Source organism: Kushneria sp. EE4 (genome assembly GCF_977968315.1).
Genome location: NZ_OZ386212.1, coordinates 419,815 through 436,733 on the forward strand (window position 1 = coordinate 419,815; position 16,919 = coordinate 436,733).

The 16,919-nt window shown below is 58.5% G+C and carries 13 protein-coding genes; 7 read left to right on the top strand and 6 right to left on the bottom strand.

Going from position 1 to position 16,919, the window contains the following annotated elements; translation table 11 throughout:
- Window positions 1-9: 9 nt before the first annotated feature.
- From ettA to ACXMYO_RS01970, 3 genes are all read right to left on the bottom strand, one after another.
- The gene (gene ettA / locus ACXMYO_RS01960) at window positions 10-1,671 is read right to left on the bottom strand and encodes an energy-dependent translational throttle protein EttA (RefSeq protein ID WP_438766436.1); all 1,662 of its coding nucleotides are present in this window, start codon (window positions 1,669-1,671) and stop codon (window positions 10-12) included.
- A gap of 187 nt (window positions 1,672-1,858) precedes the next feature.
- Complete coding sequence (locus ACXMYO_RS01965) at window positions 1,859-2,047, bottom strand: PA3496 family putative envelope integrity protein (RefSeq protein WP_438766438.1); 189 nt, start codon at window positions 2,045-2,047, stop codon at window positions 1,859-1,861.
- A 176-nt stretch (window positions 2,048-2,223) separates the two neighbouring features.
- The gene (locus ACXMYO_RS01970) at window positions 2,224-2,661 is read right to left on the bottom strand and encodes a PAS domain-containing protein (RefSeq protein WP_438766439.1); all 438 of its coding nucleotides are present in this window, start codon (window positions 2,659-2,661) and stop codon (window positions 2,224-2,226) included.
- A gap of 261 nt (window positions 2,662-2,922) precedes the next feature.
- Here ACXMYO_RS01970 and ACXMYO_RS01975 point away from each other — a divergent pair, with 261 nt between their 5' ends.
- On the top strand, window positions 2,923-3,207 hold the full coding sequence (locus tag ACXMYO_RS01975; protein ID WP_438766440.1) for a SelT/SelW/SelH family protein: 285 nt from the start codon (window positions 2,923-2,925) through the stop codon (window positions 3,205-3,207).
- Window positions 3,208-3,234: 27 nt separating this feature from the next.
- On the opposite strand, the gene ACXMYO_RS01980 is transcribed toward ACXMYO_RS01975, so the two are convergent.
- Entirely contained in the window at window positions 3,235-4,215 is a 981-nt protein-coding gene (locus ACXMYO_RS01980) for a zinc transporter ZntB (protein WP_438766441.1), read from the bottom strand.
- Between the two features lie 69 nt (window positions 4,216-4,284).
- Complete coding sequence (locus ACXMYO_RS01985) at window positions 4,285-4,965, bottom strand: arylesterase (RefSeq protein WP_457809456.1); 681 nt, start codon at window positions 4,963-4,965, stop codon at window positions 4,285-4,287.
- A gap of 130 nt (window positions 4,966-5,095) precedes the next feature.
- On the opposite strand from ACXMYO_RS01985, the gene ACXMYO_RS01990 reads away from it, so the two are divergent.
- The 3 genes from ACXMYO_RS01990 (at window position 5,096) to ACXMYO_RS02000 (ending at window position 9,882) form a co-directional block, all read left to right on the top strand.
- Complete coding sequence (locus tag ACXMYO_RS01990; RefSeq protein ID WP_457809457.1) at window positions 5,096-5,800, top strand: ABC transporter ATP-binding protein; 705 nt, start codon at window positions 5,096-5,098, stop codon at window positions 5,798-5,800.
- Between the two features lie 41 nt (window positions 5,801-5,841).
- Window positions 5,842-8,373 (top strand): ABC transporter permease, encoded by a 2,532-nt coding sequence (locus ACXMYO_RS01995; protein WP_457809458.1) that lies wholly within the window; start codon window positions 5,842-5,844, stop codon window positions 8,371-8,373.
- A gap of 567 nt (window positions 8,374-8,940) precedes the next feature.
- Entirely contained in the window at window positions 8,941-9,882 is a 942-nt protein-coding gene (locus tag ACXMYO_RS02000) for an ATP-grasp fold amidoligase family protein (protein ID WP_438766442.1), read from the top strand.
- A gap of 64 nt (window positions 9,883-9,946) precedes the next feature.
- Here ACXMYO_RS02000 and ACXMYO_RS02005 read toward each other — a convergent pair whose 3' ends face one another.
- Window positions 9,947-11,347: an O-antigen ligase family protein gene (locus tag ACXMYO_RS02005; RefSeq protein WP_438766444.1), complete on the bottom strand. Its 1,401-nt coding sequence runs from the start codon at window positions 11,345-11,347 to the stop codon at window positions 9,947-9,949.
- 238 nt (window positions 11,348-11,585) lie between these two features.
- On the opposite strand from ACXMYO_RS02005, the gene glyA reads away from it, so the two are divergent.
- From glyA to ACXMYO_RS02020, 3 genes are all read left to right on the top strand, one after another.
- Window positions 11,586-12,848 carry a serine hydroxymethyltransferase gene (gene glyA / locus ACXMYO_RS02010; RefSeq protein ID WP_457807649.1) on the top strand — a complete coding sequence of 421 codons (1,263 nt, stop codon included), beginning with the start codon at window positions 11,586-11,588 and terminating at the stop codon, window positions 12,846-12,848.
- Window positions 12,849-12,974: 126 nt separating this feature from the next.
- On the top strand, window positions 12,975-13,859 hold the full coding sequence (locus ACXMYO_RS02015; RefSeq protein ID WP_457809459.1) for a glycosyltransferase family 2 protein: 885 nt from the start codon (window positions 12,975-12,977) through the stop codon (window positions 13,857-13,859).
- Between the two features lie 781 nt (window positions 13,860-14,640).
- The gene (locus tag ACXMYO_RS02020) at window positions 14,641-16,899 is read left to right on the top strand and encodes an alginate lyase family protein (protein WP_457807650.1); all 2,259 of its coding nucleotides are present in this window, start codon (window positions 14,641-14,643) and stop codon (window positions 16,897-16,899) included.
- Window positions 16,900-16,919 lie beyond the last annotated feature (20 nt).

Sequence of the window (16,919 nt, forward strand, 5' to 3'; positions counted from 1 at the left end):
TGGCATCGATCAGGCGTCGATACGCTTGTACTTCACGCGTTTGGGCGTGTCGCTGCCCACGCGCTTGTGGTAATCGGCTTCATAATCGGTGTAGTTGCCCTCGAAGAACTCCACGTGGGAATCACCTTCATAGGCCAGAATATGCGTGGCGACACGGTCCAGGAACCAGCGGTCGTGGCTGATGACCATCGCACAGCCCGGGAAGGCCAGCAGGGCCTCTTCCAGCGCGCGCAGGGTCTCGATGTCCAGATCGTTGGAGGGCTCATCGAGCAGCAGCACGTTGGCGCCCTGCTTGAGGGTCTGGGCCAGCTGCAGGCGACCGCGTTCCCCGCCGGAGAGATCCTTCAGGTACTTCTGCTGGTCGTTGCCCTTGAAGTTGAAACGCCCGACGTAGGCGCGCGAGGAGACCTCGTAGCCGTTGATGCTGAGCACATCCTGGCCGCCGGAAACGGCTTCCCACACGGTCTGGCGATCGTCCATCGCATCGCGCAGCTGCTCGACGTAGGCAATGTCGACGGTTTCGCCGACGACCACCTCACCGCTGTCGGGCTGTTCCTGACCGGTGATCATGCGAAACAGCGTCGATTTGCCGGCGCCGTTGCCGCCCACGATGCCCACGATCGCGCCCGGCGGTACGGACATCGACAGATCCTCGATCAGCATCTTGTCGCCAAAGCGCTTGGTGACGTTGTGCAGCTCGATGACCTTGTCGCCCAGGCGCGGTCCCGGCGGAATATAGATCTCGTTGGTCTCGTTGCGCTTCTGGAAATCGCCGGACTGCAGCTCGTCAAAGCGATTGAGACGCGCCTTGCTCTTGGCCTGACGGCCCTTGGGGTTCTGGCGAACCCACTCGAGCTCCTGCTTGATGGCCTTTTGGCGAGACGCTTCCTGCTTGGCTTCCTGCTCCAGGCGCTTCTCCTTGGCTTCAAGCCAGGTGGAGTAGTTGCCTTCCCAGGGAATGCCGCGACCGCGGTCCAGCTCGAGAATCCAGCCGGCGGCGTTGTCGAGGAAGTAGCGATCGTGCGTGACCGCGACCACCGTGCCGTCGAACTCGGTCAAAAAGCGCTCCAGCCAGCCCACGGACTCGGCGTCCAGGTGGTTGGTGGGCTCATCGAGCAGCAGCATGTCGGGGCCTGACAGCAGAAGCCGGCACAGAGCGACACGGCGGCGCTCACCGCCGGAAAGATGCTCGACGTAGGCATCCCATGGCGGCAGGCGCAGCGCTTCAGCGGCCACTTCCAGCTTGCGCTCGAGGTTGTGAGCGTCGCTGGCCTCGATCATGTTTTCAAGGCGGGCCTGCTCGGCGGCCAGCGCGTCAAAGTCGGCGTCCGGCTCGGCGTAGGCGGCGTAGACAGCATCGAGTTTTGTCTGGGCCTCGGTAATTTCGGCCAGCGCTTCCTCGACGGTCTCGCGGACCGTCTTGCTATCATCAAGCTCCGGTTCCTGCGGCAGGTAGCCCACGTTGAGATTGGGCATGGCCCGGGCTTCGCCGTGATAGTCCTGATCGACGCCCGCCATGATTCTCAAAAGGGATGACTTGCCCGAACCGTTAAGCCCGAGGACACCGATCTTGGCACCGGGGAAGAACGACAGCGAAATATCCTTGAGGATGTCGCGCTTGGGGGGCACGGTCTTGCCCACCCGATTCATGGTATATACGTATTGCGCCATGGAGTGGATTCAGCCTCGTAGTCAATGGTGATAGGCAGGGTATCAGAGGCAGTCGTCTGCCAGTACCGTGATGATAGAGATCAGGGGCCATCACGGCCAGCGCAAAGCCGGGTGCGGTGCTTTCTATGCCAACGAACAGGGCGCCGCACGGGCGCCCTGAAAGGCAGGCAACGAACCGGCGTGCGGACTACTCCTCCTCGTCCCACGCCTCCCAGCCATCGGTCAGGTCGCGCTCGAGTCGCCGCGCTTCCAAAAGCGTTTCGAGTCGTCTGCGGGCACAGATCTCGCCCTTTTTGGGACGTGCATTGGGCGTCCAGGTGTCATCGTTGACCGCTTCCTGTTCATCGGGTGCTTCTTCAAACAGCTCGGTACTCATGGGGCTGCCCTTCGCTGTAAAAAAGGCTGTATAGCGCCGTTTGTGGCCCCGGGCAAGCGGTTTTGTTCGACCCCGGCCATCGATTGTCGATGGCCGCGGGCAAGGGCGAAAATCAAAGGGGCCCGCACATGGCGGGCCCCGAAGCGGGTCGCTGGTACACGATGGCAGACGCGGGATCAGGATATCTCTTCAACGCGAGCACGCAGGCGCTCGAGCTCCTGCTGTGCCTCGACCAGGCTGGTCACGTCCTTCTGGACACCGATAAAGTAGAGTAGCTGGTCTTCTTCATCATGGACGGGCGTAATGGAAAGTTCGTTCCAGAACAGCGCACCATCCTTTTTGTAGTTGCGAATGACTTCGCGGCAGGCCTTGCCCTCCCTTAGGGCGTCGCGAATGCGGTCCAGGCCGGGCTGCTGGTTGTCGCCGTTTTGCAAAAAGCGACAGTCCCGATAGAGGATTTCGTCGGCGCTATAGCCTGTCAGTGCTTCAAACCCACCGTTGACGTAGATCAGGATATTCTCGTTGCCTTCCCGCTCTGCCACGACAATGCCATCCTCCGAGGCATTGACGACACGTTCGAGCAGCTCGGGGCTGATCATCCGCTGTGTTTGCATGATCGATGCTTCCTCAAATAAAAATGCTGCCCTGACGTGCAGGTAGCGGCGTTTCGGTCATGAAGGATAGGCTTGCATGATATGAAGCCTCGCCGGCGCGATGCCAGCACAATGAGTAGTAAAAACGGATTACCCGCGGCCTTCCATTAAATATGCTAATGACTGGCCGGGTTTTTTAAGAGATTGTGTTGCTCAATGTAACCCGGCGACCCGTAACATAGTCTCGTCGTTTGACCGATGCCACATTGAAGGGAGCGATTCATGAACATCACCATTCATTACTGCACCCAGTGCCAGTGGCTTTTGCGGGCCGGGTGGTACGCGCAGGAGCTTTTGTCCACCTTCGGTGAAAGCCTTGAGCAGGTGGCGCTGGCGCCCGGCCACGGCGGCCACTTCGAGATCGTGATCCGCTCCGGGGCGCACGGCGCGCCGGAAGTGATCTGGGAGCGCAAGCGCGATGGCGGTTTTCCCGATATCAAGGAGTTAAAGCGCCGGGTGCGTGACCGCCTTGACCCCGAGCGTGACCTGGGCCATATCGACCGCTGAATCGAGAGAGCGTGACGCCGTGCGGCGCTACCACCAGCGCCACTTTTTCAAAATGGCCATGACACCGGCACCGACCAGCATGGAAAGCAACACGACGACCGCAAAGCCTGCCGGACTTTCGGCGCCTGGAATACCGCCGACGTTGATGCCCAAAAGCCCGGTCAGAAAGGTCAGCGGCAGAAACACGGCGGTAATGATGGCCAGCAGATACATGCGCTCGTTGAGGCGCTCGTTGTGCGAATTCCAGAGCTGCTCCTGCAGAATCAGGGCGCGCTCCTGCATGGCGCGAAAGTCCTCGACATAACGATAGAGCTGGTTGGCGGCTTCACGAAGCCACAGCCGTGCGGTGTCATCAAAGACCTCATCTTCTGCCAGACGCGTCAGACAGTGATACTGCGGCTCCATGAAGCGACGCAAATTGATCAGGGGCTGGCGAATGTCGGTCAGGTCCTTGTTGGTAATATCGATCGCGCCCTCAGCCGTCTGGCGCTCTTCCAGCTCGCCCAGGGCGTCATCAAGCTGGTGGGTCAGATCGCCGACCCGGTCGACCAGGCTATCGGCCATGCCCGCCAGCAGCTCGCCGACATTGCGGGCCCCTTCACCGGCGTCAAGGTAGGCGCGTACCCGGGTAATGGACTGCAGTGGCCGCCGACGTACGGTGATCAATCGGTTGTCGGTCAGCCAGACGCGCAGCGAAATCAGATCGTCCGGGTCAGCGCCGGGGTTGAGATTGATGCCGCGCAGGGTCGTGATTCGTCCGCCCTTGAACACGGCCACGCGCGGGCGCGTGTCTTCTTCTGTCAGGGCCTCGATGACGTCTTCATCGAGCCTGGCGATGGTGGCGAGAAAGTGGTCAACATCCTGATGGGTAAAGTCCAGATGCATCCAGAGCTGTGACGTGTCCTGATGCCAGACGCGCAAGAGCTCCTCGGGGTCCAGCGGCGTGCCGCTGCCCTGACCGTCCAGACGATAGGCCACCACAAAGGAGGAAAGAGGCGCAGAGGACATGGCAGGTTTTCCACATGAGTCGTAAGGGTAAAAGGCGGGACACTTCAACCGTCTCGCTTGAATCAGTACTTAATGGCGACTGGCAGGGGCCGTCTTGCCTGGCGATGCTTCATCAAGCATTGAGGCCACGGTCGGCCAGATATTATCAAGAATGAGCGGCTGCCCCTGCGCGTTGGGATGAATGCGATCGGACTGCATCAGGTCCTCGTTCAGGGCGACCCCTTCAAGAATAAAGGGCACCAGCGGCACATCGTAGCGGCTGGCAAGCGCCGGGAAAACGTCGGCGAACGCCTTCGTATAGGTCTGGCCGTAATTGGGCGGAATCAAAATGCCCAAAAGCGCTACGCGAGCACCGCTGGCCTGGCTCTTCTCGATCATCTGCGCCAGGTTATCCTGCATGCGTTGGGGTGGCAGCCCCTGAAGACCATCGTTGCCGCCCAGCTCCAGCAGCACGATATCGGGCTGGTGGGTCTCGAGTGCTTCGGGCAGTCGCTCGAGACCGCCCGCCGTAGTGTCGCCGCTGATACTGGCGTTGACCACCGTGTGGCGACCCGGCGCCTCGGATTCCAGCCGCTGGCGCAGCAGATTGACCCAGCCCTCATCACGGTCGATGCCGCGGGCGGCGCTGAGGCTGTCGCCCACCACCAGCAGTGTCTCGGCATGTACCGGCTGCAGCGCCGTTGCCAGCACAACCATCAGCATCATCAGCGTGCGTCGGGCACTCGAGCCGATGCGGCATGACACATTCATCCAATTCAGGTAGCGCAAGATGTCGACTCCAGAAGCCAGGAAACAGGACGTTGAGCACCCCGGACAGGACAGCAGCCCTCGGGCCGGTCATGCGCCAGGCGCTCGCCAACAGGATAGAACACCGGTACTGATGGCGCGCCAGCTTGAAAAGACAGTCGACAGCGGATCAAACGCCATCACCATCCTGAACGCTCTGGATCTGGACATTCATGCCGGAGAAAGCGTGGCGATCGTGGGCAGTTCGGGGGCGGGAAAGTCCACGCTGCTGGCGCTGCTTGCCGGCCTGGATACGCTGACTCGTGGCGAGCTTGCCCTGTTTGGCGAATCGCTGTCATCGCTGGATGAAGACGGCCGCGCCCGGCTGCGCGCCGGGCAGGTCGGGTTCGTGTTTCAGAACTTTCAGCTTCTGCCGACGCTGACGGCGCTGGAAAACGTATTGCTGCCGCTGGAGCTGAGCGAGGCCGGCATCGATACCCGTCAGGCGCAGCAGTGGCTTGAGCGGGTGGGCCTTGAGGCGCGCGTGCAGCATCTGCCCAAACAGCTCTCCGGCGGCGAGCAGCAGCGCGTGGCGATCGCCCGCGCCTTTGTGACAAGCCCCGCGCTGGTGTTTGCCGATGAGCCCACCGGCAATCTTGACCGCGCCACGGGTGACCGGATCGCGGATCTGCTCTTTACGCTCAACCGCGAGTCCGGCACGACCCTGGTGCTGGTCACACACGACCCGCAGCTGGCGGCGCGCTGCGACCGCACGCTCACCCTTGATGAGGGGCGACTGCACGAGCGTGTCAACGACACGCCGTCGGATCATGCCCCTGATGGAGTCGATCATCGATGAGTGCCCGGTCAAGCGCCACAAAAACTGCCACGCGCCGGCCGATGGCCGAGCTCTTTCACACGCTGCGTCTGGGCTGGACCGGGCTTGCCCGCGATCTGCGCGCCGCGGACGTGCGCGCGCTCTTTCTGGCCCTGGTGCTGGCGGTGGCGGCCACCACCATGATCGGTTTCTTTCTGGACCGCATCGGCAGCGCGCTGGAGCGCCAGTCGGGACAGCTGCTGGGCGGTGATCTGGTACTGGTTCAGGGCAACCCTTTCGACACGCAGATTCTCGACACCCTGGAAGACGCCGGCATGACCACGGCGCGCCAGGTCAATACGGTCTCGATGGCCGGTTTCAACGATCGGTTTCAGCTGGCAGGTCTCAAGGGTGTGGCGCCGGCCTATCCGTTGTACGGCAGCTTTCAGGTCGACTTCGGCGAGGGGGCCGAAACCACCACCCGGCTGCCCGAGCGACACACCGTCTGGGTCGAGCCGCGACTGGGCACCGCGCTGGGGCTGGAGCTGGGAGACTCGGTCACGCTGGGCGACGAATCGTTTCGCGTCAGTGCCTGGATTCTCGAGGAGCCCGATCAGGATGTGGGACTGGCCAGTTTCAATCCGCGGGTCATGATCAATCTGCCGGATCTGGAACGCTCGGGGCTCATCCAGCCCGGTGCCCGCCTGACCTGGCGGCTGCTGGCCGCCGGCCCGCCGGAAGCGGTGAATTCGCTGGACCCGCAGCTCGAGACCTGGCAGGACCGGGGTATCCGCGTCATCGACGTGCGCAAGGACAGTCCGCGCATCGGCCGGGCGCTGGAGCGCTCCCAGCAGTATCTGAGCCTGTCGGGGCTTGCCGCCGTGCTGCTGGCCGGCGTAGCGGTGGCCATGGCGACTCGACGCTACGTTGACCGGCATCTGGATACGGCAGCCCTGATGCGCTGTTTCGGCGCCAGTCAGCGCCAGCTGGGGCGCATCTTTGCCGCGCAGCTGGCCATGCTGGCCCTGACGGCGGCCGCCGCCGGGGCGGTGCTGGGCCTGGTCGGGCAGTGGGCCCTGCTGGCGCTTTTAGTGCAGTTTCTGCCGCTGGAGTTGCCGCCGCCGGGTGTTTTGCCGCTGCTGCTGGGCATGCTGACGGCCGTGGCCATTCTGATCGGTTTTGCCGGCCCGACGCTCTTGCGTCTCAAAAAGGTCAGCGCCCTCAAGGTGCTGCGTCGGGAGCTGGCGCCGCTGCCGGCCGCCGGATGGGTCATTATTGGCTGTGCCAGTCTCATGTTCGGCGCACTGCTGTGGCTCTATAGCGGCGATCTTGTGCTTTCAAGTGGCTTGCTGATCGGCGGGCTCATCACGCTGGTCGTGCTTTGGGGGGTAGCGCAGGGAATGCTGTCGCTGCTGCTCTGGGGCGCGAAGTTTCTGCCGCAGCACTGGCGCACGGGCAGTCGGCAGCTGGCGCGTCGGCGACAGTCCAGCATCGGGCAGATTCTGGCCTTTGCCGTTACTTTCGCTTTGATGGCGCTGATTGCACTGGTTCGTACCGACCTGATCGACGACTGGCAGTCGAAGCTGCCATCCGATGCGCCCAATCAGTTCGCCATCAACATCCAGCCCAGCCAGCGTGACGGCTTTATTGATGCGCTGGATAATATTACCGACAGTCGCTCGGCGGTCTATCCCATCGTGCGCGGTCGCCTGGTCGAGATCAACGGCGTTACGGCGCGCGATGCGGTGCCTGAAGAGGCGCGTCACGACGGCAATCTGCGTCGCGAGATCAACCTGACCTGGGCGGCCACCATGCCCGACAACAACACCCTTATCGAGGGGACATGGTTCCCGGATGGCGCAGGGCAGGGTGACGGAACGGCCGGCCGTGATGGCCCGGTGGGCGTGTCGGTGGCACAAAGCATGGCGCAGGATCTTTCCCTCGAGATCGGCGACCGGCTGACCTTTGATATCGGCGGGCGTGAGGTCACGGCTGAAATTACCAGCCTGCGCCAGGTGGACTGGGAATCGTTTCAGCCCAACTTCTTCGTGATTTTCCCGCCCGGTTCGCTGGAGCGCTTCAGTCACAGCTTCATTACTGCCTTCCATCTGCCCACCGGCGAGCAGCAGGCGCTGGGTCCGCTGGTTCAGCAGTATCCGTCGGTCTCGCTGCTGGATATCGATGCCATATTGCAGCAGGTTCGTGATCTGCTGCGTCAGGTGTCGCGCGCCGTCGAGCTGGTGTTGCTGTTCGTGCTGCTGGCCGGCGTGGCTGTGCTCTACGCCGCGCTGACGGCGTCCCGACCGGCACGTGCTCATGAGTGGGCGCTGTTGCGGGTGTTTGGCGCCGGTGACCGAAGGCTGGTGCGCACTCAGCTGGCGGAGTTTGGCTGGCTCGGCTTTGCCAGCGGTCTGCTGGGGGCGATGCTGGCAGAAGGCGTCAGTGCCCTGCTGTATGGCGTATGGCTTGATCTGGACCCCCGGCTGCATCTGAGCGTATGGCTTGTGATGCCGCTGGGCGGGGCGCTTTTGATTGGAGCGATCGGTTATGTACTCAGTACGCCGCTGCGGCGTCAGGCACCGATGGAAAGCCTGCGACTGCTGGGAGAAGGGTAGTATCAAGGCCTTTTGACGCTAAAGGACACTTAAAGCGCCTGCGGCCATCAATGGCCGCAGGCGCTTTCTTTTTTGTGCATGGCAATTTTATGTACACAACAATGCCACGCTACAAAGTTATGCCCTCACTGCAGGCAAGACACTGTCAGTCGACGATCACGACGCCCGTGTCGCCACCTTGCTTTCCAATATGTTGCCGGAGTCGCAGGGCGTCATTCTTAAGGCCGGGGTCAGGGTGCTGCCACGATGGTTTTTTGTAGCTCTTGTTCAGGCCGAGGACTAATCAAAATCCGGAACGCGCTACTTTAGTGCATGTTTGCCTCTTTTGGGAGCCAAAAAGACGCTTCTGCATAGTAGATGCAGGCCCGCCTATATACATTCTCCTCACTCTGCATGCTTCCCTCGTTATCCCTTTGCGTTTTCAACCAGCAGGGCGCGGAGAATCTGTCGAGTTGCTGAATACCGGCAGATATTTCAGGCCGGTCATCAGGGGGAGAAATGACGATGTGCCATGACGCCCTGACGGGCAGTCGTCATTAGCGTTGATATCACCACGGGACATGAAGCATGAGAAAGCTGCGAAGCTTGATCTATCGACTATTCAAGAAAACGCCGGATAGTATCTATTTCAATCTGACTTACCTGCGTCTTCATGGTCGCTTTTGCAATTTCAGTGCCCCAAAAAGTGTCAGTGAAAAGATCTTTTATCGCATGCGCTATCCGCATCCGTGCTTTTCCACCCTGGCGGACAAGGTCGCGGTGCGAAGCTATATTCGTGAACGGGCCGGCGAGCAGTATCTGGTGCCCTTTGTCGGTGTCTACGACACGATCACGGAGCGTGAGCTGAGCCGGATCAAGGAGCCGTTTGTCATCAAGGCCAACCACAGCGCCGGTCAGGTCAAGGTGGTTAAAAAGCCCTGGCACACGGACATGTTTGAACTGGCCTGTGAAGCCAACAAGTGGCTTGATTACGACTATGCGGGTCTGCATCGCGAGAAACATTATCGTGCCATCAAGCCCCAGCTTGTGATCGAAAAGGCACTGCTGATCGATGGCGAAGTGCCGGCGGATTACAAGGTGCTGGTGCTCAACAACGGCGATGAGCAGGAGATCTATATTCAGCTGATTGCCGGGCGCTTTACCGACATCCGCTGTCAGTTCTTTACCGAGGATTGGCAGATCGCACCGTTCAATCGCCGCGGCTACAAGCCCTTGCAGGGCGAAGAGCTCAAGGCCCCCGGCTGCCTTGATGAGATGATTCAGGTGGCAAAGGCGGTTTCAGAGCCGTTTGGTTTCTGCCGAGTGGACTTCTTTGTTGTCGGTGATCGTTGTTATATCGGAGAGCTGACCTTCACGCCCGTGGCCGGGGAGTTCGTGCTCGACCCGGTCAGCGCAGACGTTGAGCTGGGCCAAAAAATCGGCTTTCCGGAAAACATCGATCTGACAAGGCCGCCGGCACAGTCGGTCAAACATGCCACTCCTGTGCCAGCACAGGGCGTCTCGGCGTAGTCGACAGCCCCGGTTGAAACAAAAACGGCAGCCGATGAGGCTGCCGTTTTTTATGGGCGATCTGTCAATCCTGACGCTGTGTCTGTCGCTGCGCATGGACGGCAAGCCGGCGACGCATGCTGTAGGTATAGGCGATGCCGCCCACAGCGCCGATCACGTAGACCCCGGTACGATAGGCCATATAGCTTTCAAACAGATTGACGAAGGCCCAGAAAATGAAAAACAGCGACAAAAAGACCATGACATCACCGGGCATATCGCCACACCGCCAGCTGCGATAGGCCGCCACAGCGATGGTAACGACAGCGCCCAGATAGACCATAAAGCCCGTGATGCCGTTGGCAATCAGTACGGTCAGATAGCTGTTGTGGAAATGGGTGAGATTGGAGCGGGCCGCGATAGCGCCAAGCGTTGTATCTTCAACCGGGTTGCTGCTTTGTAAAAGTAAAGGGATATGGCTTTTTGGCCCCCAGCCGAACCAGGGCTGTTCGGCGATCAGCTGCAGGCCATAGTGCCAGGCATGAATGCGAAACCCGATGCTCGACATGGGGACGTTATCGACGTTGCCGCTGAGAATTTCCAGAATAACGTCGTGCTCCTTGAAAAGACGCGAAGCGATCTGATCTCCGAAAAGCATGCCGAATACAACACAGGCCAGTGCGGCAGCCAGCAGTATCCAAAGCCACCGTTTTCCGTTGATTGACGTTGCAGAATTGCTTTTGAGCGTTATCAGCAAAAAACCTGCCAGGGCTGTCAGCATGACGATAACGATGCCGAGCCAGCTGGCGCGTGTCATGGTAATGATCCAGCCCGTAAACGCCAGTACGGCCACCGCGCCAAACCCTGCCAAAAGCAGATACCCCGGCCATCGGGATTGGCTCGAGGCATACCTGAAAAAGCGCGGCGCAAAGCAGGCCTGAGCCAGCAAAATAATGCCGGCGCAGATGCCCGAGTGCTGCCAGTTCTTGAATCCAAGCGTCGGCCTTTCGCCGATATCCATGTAATGGGCAAGCGTTGCCGGGCTTTCACCCGTGAGCAAAGCGCCTGCAACCATGCCGACAAGCAAGGCGCTCAAAACCTGAAGCGACAGCCGCGTGCTGCCTGCCATGATCCACGCAATGGGCAGGATCATGAACACTTTGGTCAGACCCCGCATGCTCTTGATCTGATCTTCTGCATAATCCGGGAACATGGCCATTGCCGGTGGCAGCGTGACCAGTTGCAACATCAGCCACAGGCCCAGCAGCAGCCATAAAGGGTCTTTAAAGGCGCGCGCTCGCCCGGGCTGGGCAAACAGGGCCACCAGATAGACCAGCATCAAGACCGGTTCCAGCGAGCGTGAAATGTCCAGGCTCAGAATCCAGGTGAACATATAAAGCAGTAGTGCGACAACGCCGATGCGATGGCACCAGTGAGTGGTGGCATTGGTATTCCATGCCGGTACAGGAAATAGCGACGCAATCATGGGCAGGTATTCGGCGTAAGGGAAAAGTGGGCGGTGTGGCTGAAATGCTACGGTAAAAAGGCCAGATTGACTAACCACTTGAGCACAACGGGGGCGCGTGTCGCCCTGAGGACAGGCAGGGCCGCCTTTCAAGTGAAAGGCCCAAAAGCGTTGTGTATGATGACAGGCAACGTCTTTCCCCCACGCGCCTGTCCAGCCCGTTCGGTGCGTTTTCAACCTTCTGGTATCGAGGAAGTTCATGTTCACACGCGATATGACCATTGCCGGCTATGACGATGTCTTGTGGCAGGCCATGCAGCAGGAAAACGATCGTCAGGAAGATCACATCGAGCTGATCGCCTCCGAGAACTACACCAGCCCGCGCGTTCTGATCGCCCAGGGCTCGCAGCTGACCAACAAGTACGCCGAAGGCTATCCCGGCAAGCGCTATTACGGTGGCTGCGAGTTCGTCGACAAGGTTGAAGAGCTGGCCATTGCTCGCGCCTGCGAACTGTTTGACTGCGACTACGCCAACGTACAGCCGCATGCCGGCTCGCAGGCCAACAGCGCGGTCTTTCAGGCCATGGTCAAGCCGGGCGATACCATTCTGGGCATGAGCCTGGACGCCGGCGGTCACCTGACTCACGGTGCCAGGCCCAACTTCTCCGGCAAGCATTACAATGCCGTGCAGTATGGCCTCAACGACCAGGGCCTGATTGATTACGATGAAGTCGCGCGTCTGGCCCGCGAGCACAAGCCGAAAATGATCATCGCCGGTTTCTCGGCCTATTCGCAAATCATCGACTGGGCGCGCTTTCGCGAGATCGCTGATGAAGTCGGCGCCTGGTTTTTCGTCGATATGGCCCACGTTGCCGGTCTGGTCGCGGCAGGCGTCTACCCCAGTCCGCTCAAGCACGCTCACGTGGTGACCACCACGACCCACAAGACCCTGCGTGGTCCGCGCAGCGGCCTGATCCTTTCGGCCTTTGGCGATGCCGATCTTTATAAAAAGCTCAATTCCGCCGTGTTCCCGGGCGGGCAGGGTGGCCCCTTGATGCATGCCATCGCTGGCAAGGCCGTGTGCTTCAAGGAAGCGCTGGAGCCCGAGTTCAAGGCCTACCAGCAGCAGGTTGTCAAAAACGCCAAGGTCATGGCCGGTGTGTTCATGGAGCGCGGCTTTGACGTGGTTTCCGGCGGTACGGAAGACCACCTGTTTCTGCTCTCGCTGGTCAAGCAGGGCCTGACCGGCAAGGACGCCGATGCTGCGCTCGGCCGCGCCCATATCACGGTCAATAAAAATGCCGTACCGGGCGACCCGCAAAGCCCGTTCGTCACCTCCGGCCTGCGTATCGGCACCCCTGCCGTCACCACGCGCGGCTTCAAGGAAGACGAATGCCGCGAGCTGGCGGGCTGGATCTGCGATATTCTCGATGCCATGCAAAAGGGCGACAGTGCTGACGCTGAAAATACGGTGAAAGAGCAGGTTGCCAAAGTCTGCGAAAGACTCCCCGTCTATTCGTGAACCAAAAGTGTTGCCGAAAAAGCCACGCCTTGCGCGTGGCTTTTTCTTTTGCAGCCTGATCGGCAATCTATTCAGTTTTAAATGAGGCTGGTCTGACAGCCTTTGAATTTTTTGGTAAACCTCACAATGCCCCATGCTTCATGTCATCGGACACTGACCGTTGTTGTCCCCGTCTATCGTCAGTGGGCAATGGTTGAAGAGTTGCTCGACTGTTTGATGCGACAAACCCTGCCGAAAGATTATTTCCGCATCGTATTGGTAAACAACGAAGCAGGATTCGATGCGTCTCGCTACGCAAACAGGCAGGTCGAGGTGATCGACTGTGGGACGCCGGGGGCCTATGCCGCTCGCAATCGGGGCATCGAGCACTTTATTGATGACACGCAGTGGTTTGTTTTTACCGATGCTGACTGTCGCCCCGAGCCGGACTGGCTGGTGCATCTGTGGGATGCCATGCAGTCGCACGGCAGGCACTGTCTGCTCAGCGGTCATATCGAAATGGTGGCCAGCAGTGCCAAACCCGGTTGGGCAGAAATTCATGATCTGGTGAAAGGCATTCCTCAAAAGGAATACGCTGCCAAAGGGTTCGGAGCGACTGCCAATCTTGCTGTGCCTGCCGATGCCTTTCGCGACATGGGCGGTTTTGACGCCTCGGCGTTTTCGGGCGGAGACAGGCTGCTTTGTCTCAAGGCAGGGCGCCATGGCTATCCGCTACATTACGTGTCACGGGCATGCGTTAATCATCCCGCTCGAACCCGCTATGCAGAAATTTCTACCAAGGCGCGACGCATTCGAGGTGCGCAGGTGGCTCGCAGCCGGGGTCTCGAACGTCTTGCAAGAGTCATGTACAGTCTTTCCCCGCCGGTACTTCCCGTTGTAAGGCTTTCAGGAAAGCGCAATCAGCCGATAGCGCGTCGTATCATCGCCAGTCTGGTTCAATGTCGAATCTGGCTGGACGAAATACCAGAGGTTTTCAGGGCATTGCGTGGGGGCGGGCTGGAAAGACGTTGAGGCTCGCGGCAACCAGCAGGCGACATCGATCCAGACATCACAATAAGGAAAGAAACTTCTATCTTGAGATTTTAGCGACCGCTGATGGTTGGGCAAATATATATTCCTGACGTGAATACAAAAGCATTTGTTGTGACATCGCTTGAAAGCGCATGTTTGATCGAAGCGTTAATTAACAATTTATATGTAAATAACAAGAAGAGTTGAAGTGGCCGGACGATATTGTCGAGACGGGTCGATCAGGGGCATCCTTGAGTGACCAGACCTGATCCGTTGATTGATCGGTGCTCTTGATGCTGAATTTAATGCGTTCATTCAAGAATTTTTCATAAGCGTTATACGCCATGATTAATAAAAACTTGTGTTTTTGACTCGGAATGTTTGCCGGGTAAACGAGCGTTTTAAAGACGGTCTACAATCGTGTTGATTCGGTTGTGTAATATCGACCCCGGCAAATATTTTTGCACATTTATCAGTGTGCTGAGCAGTTACTTTTGTTGTTTGGGCTTCATTGTTACCCGGTTTTCAGGAAAAGCCTGATCTGGCCGGGATATGATTTTCGCCCTGATGTGAACGATGATCCTGTTTATCGCATGACTTTCCTGAAATAGGTTAAATCGCTATCCGGTGTGTTAACAGGCGTCGAGGGCACGAAAAAATGCAATAGCTGACAAGTGTTAAACCAGGGCCGAACGATATCTCCTTGTTGGTATCCGAAGGTACAATGTCAAAACGATCCCGAGAGCATGGGGACGCAAACAGGGATAGCGGATGAGTTCAGATGACCCATTATGCGAGCAGGATCAAGGGGATTATCAAACGCAGAGCGGCCAGATGGCACAGGCGTTTCTTCCATTCCTTTACAAGTGCCAGACCATCTGATCGTGGCAGGGCACCCATTGCATCAGAACCTTCTCAACAAGTGAAGGAGCATGACTTACAGGCATTGTCCGAAGCTTCATTTGTACTTTATCGAATCATTGGCAATGATCTGGAGCCTCGCCATGCTCGTGGGCAGTCCCGCGAAAATCTTCGATTTATTCTGGAAAACGAGCCAGAACTCGACAGCTGTGAAAAACGATGGGTTGTTAACCGCATCGTCAACCCTGATGAACATTCATCCATTGTTGCGCTGCTTGAGCAGTACGGTCAGCACTATATCGATCTGCCTTTCGATCATGATGAGTATGCCGAAGCGGGCTGGGACCTTGAGGGGCTTCCCTTTGCCGGTTTTACCTATCTGGAGGATGCTCAGCGGTTAAGCACTGTAGAAAGGGATCGTCTGGTGATGCGACTGTATCGCCATAAGAACAACTACGTCATGCACAACAACGCGGCACGTAACGTGGCGCTTGAGGACGGTCGACAAAGAGCAGACTGGATATTGCCCTGGGATGGCAACTGCTTTGTAACAAATGCGGCCTGGGCTGATATTCGATCGAGCGTTCTGGCAGCGCCTTACTGGCGTTATCAGGTCGTGCCGATGGCGCGCATAACCGACAATCAAAAGCTTGTTGATGAGACATTCCGGCCGGAGGCCAATGAAGAGCCGCAATTGATCTTTCGCCGGGACGCCGCCGAGCGTTTTGATGAAGCACACCCTTACGGCCGTCGACCCAAGGTAGAACTTTTCTGGCGTCTGGGCATCCCCGGCAAATGGGATCGATGGGCTATTGAACCCTGGGATCTGCCATGTCCGCCCTATGCAGATGACGCCGGTCATTTTGGTTACGCCGGATGGGTGGCTCGGCTCAACTCGGGCAAGGTGCATCTTGAGATCGATCCCGGGAAAGGGCTGGTGGATCGCGGTGTAGCAAGAATCGAGGCGGTCAGGGGGATGCTGGATCATCTCGATGCGCAGCATATGCAGATGTATCGAAAGGATGGTAAATCACTGTTTTACGCAGACGATAATTTGTCCGACATCGTGAAGCCGTCCTGGCAGGCGATGCTCATTGAAGAGGCTGAAAGTGCCCTTGAGCGCGGCCCCTACTCGGTCATCGATAAAACGACGTTACCGCCGGGCGGTAACATTAACGACTACTGGCATCCGGCACCGTATTACTGGCCCAGCCCGATCCTGCCAGGATGGTTGCCCTATATGCCCCGCGACGGCATCCGAGTGCCGGGTACGGTGCTTTATGCACCGGAAAGCGATCAATACGATCGTACGCGGCTCCAGCGCATGTTTGACGATACCACCACCTGTGCACTGGCGTGGGCGTGTCGCGGAGAGAAACGTTTTGCAGAGCACGGCGCCACTCTGATACGGACCTGGTTTTGTGATTCTCGGACAAGGATGACCCCCCATCTGGACTATGCCCAGGTTCGGCAGGGCCACAACCGCAACCGGGGAAGTAAATCCGGCATCATCGAAATGAAGGATATCTATTTTCTGCTGGACGCCGTCCGATTGCTCGAGCGTGCAGATGCGCTTGACGACACCGACCTCGCTGCTTTTAGACAGTGGCTGCAGACGTATCTCCACTGGCTTCAGACCAGCGCACAGGGCAGGGCCGAAAGCCGTTCGGAAAACAATCATGGTACCTATTTCGATCTTCAGGTCGCCGCTATTGCGTCATTTCTGGAAGATTACGCACTGGTTTCGATCACCCTGCGCACCAGTCAGGAGCGTATCCTTCAGCAGTTTGCCGTGGACGGTTCACAGCCGGAAGAGCTCAAACGAACCACCAGCGCTCATTATTGCTGTTTCAATCTGCAGGGCTGGGTGCATCTGGCACTGCTGGCCGAACGTCATGGCCAGAATCTCTGGTCCTTCCATGATGAAAGCGGGCGCAGCCTGAGAAAAGGATTCGAATGGCTGCTGGCCTATCAGGATCAGCCCTGGCCCTGGCAACAGATCAACGCTTTTGATGTCCAACGTTTTCAGCCGCTACGGGCTGCCTGGCAGTATGCCTATGCCGAATCGAGCCTGTTGCCGCAAGCATCGGAGACAAATATCGCTGATCGGTTATTTCACCCTCATGATGGTATTCGGCCCTGGTGGTTTCTGGGGCGTGAGAGAATGGGCAAACCTTAATGTTGAACAATCATGAGTTG

Excerpts from the sequence above, each read along its gene's own strand:
- ACXMYO_RS02005 (WP_438766444.1), bottom strand. The coding sequence starts at position 11,347 with ATGATTGCGTCGCTATTTCCTGTACCGGCATGGAATACCAATGCCACC.
- ACXMYO_RS01975 (WP_438766440.1), top strand. The coding sequence starts at position 2,923 with ATGAACATCACCATTCATTACTGCACCCAGTGCCAGTGGCTTTTGCGG.
- ACXMYO_RS01970 (WP_438766439.1), bottom strand. The coding sequence starts at position 2,661 with ATGCAAACACAGCGGATGATCAGCCCCGAGCTGCTCGAACGTGTCGTC.
- ACXMYO_RS02000 (WP_438766442.1), top strand. The coding sequence starts at position 8,941 with ATGAGAAAGCTGCGAAGCTTGATCTATCGACTATTCAAGAAAACGCCG.
- ACXMYO_RS02015 (WP_457809459.1), top strand. The coding sequence starts at position 12,975 with ATGCCCCATGCTTCATGTCATCGGACACTGACCGTTGTTGTCCCCGTC.
- ACXMYO_RS01985 (WP_457809456.1), bottom strand. The coding sequence starts at position 4,965 with ATGAATGTGTCATGCCGCATCGGCTCGAGTGCCCGACGCACGCTGATG.
- ACXMYO_RS01980 (WP_438766441.1), bottom strand. The coding sequence starts at position 4,215 with ATGTCCTCTGCGCCTCTTTCCTCCTTTGTGGTGGCCTATCGTCTGGAC.
- ACXMYO_RS01995 (WP_457809458.1), top strand. The coding sequence starts at position 5,842 with ATGGCCGAGCTCTTTCACACGCTGCGTCTGGGCTGGACCGGGCTTGCC.
- ettA (WP_438766436.1), bottom strand. The coding sequence starts at position 1,671 with ATGGCGCAATACGTATATACCATGAATCGGGTGGGCAAGACCGTGCCC.
- glyA (WP_457807649.1), top strand. The coding sequence starts at position 11,586 with ATGTTCACACGCGATATGACCATTGCCGGCTATGACGATGTCTTGTGG.
- ACXMYO_RS01990 (WP_457809457.1), top strand. The coding sequence starts at position 5,096 with ATGGCGCGCCAGCTTGAAAAGACAGTCGACAGCGGATCAAACGCCATC.
- ACXMYO_RS02020 (WP_457807650.1), top strand. The coding sequence starts at position 14,641 with ATGACCCATTATGCGAGCAGGATCAAGGGGATTATCAAACGCAGAGCG.
- ACXMYO_RS01965 (WP_438766438.1), bottom strand. The coding sequence starts at position 2,047 with ATGAGTACCGAGCTGTTTGAAGAAGCACCCGATGAACAGGAAGCGGTC.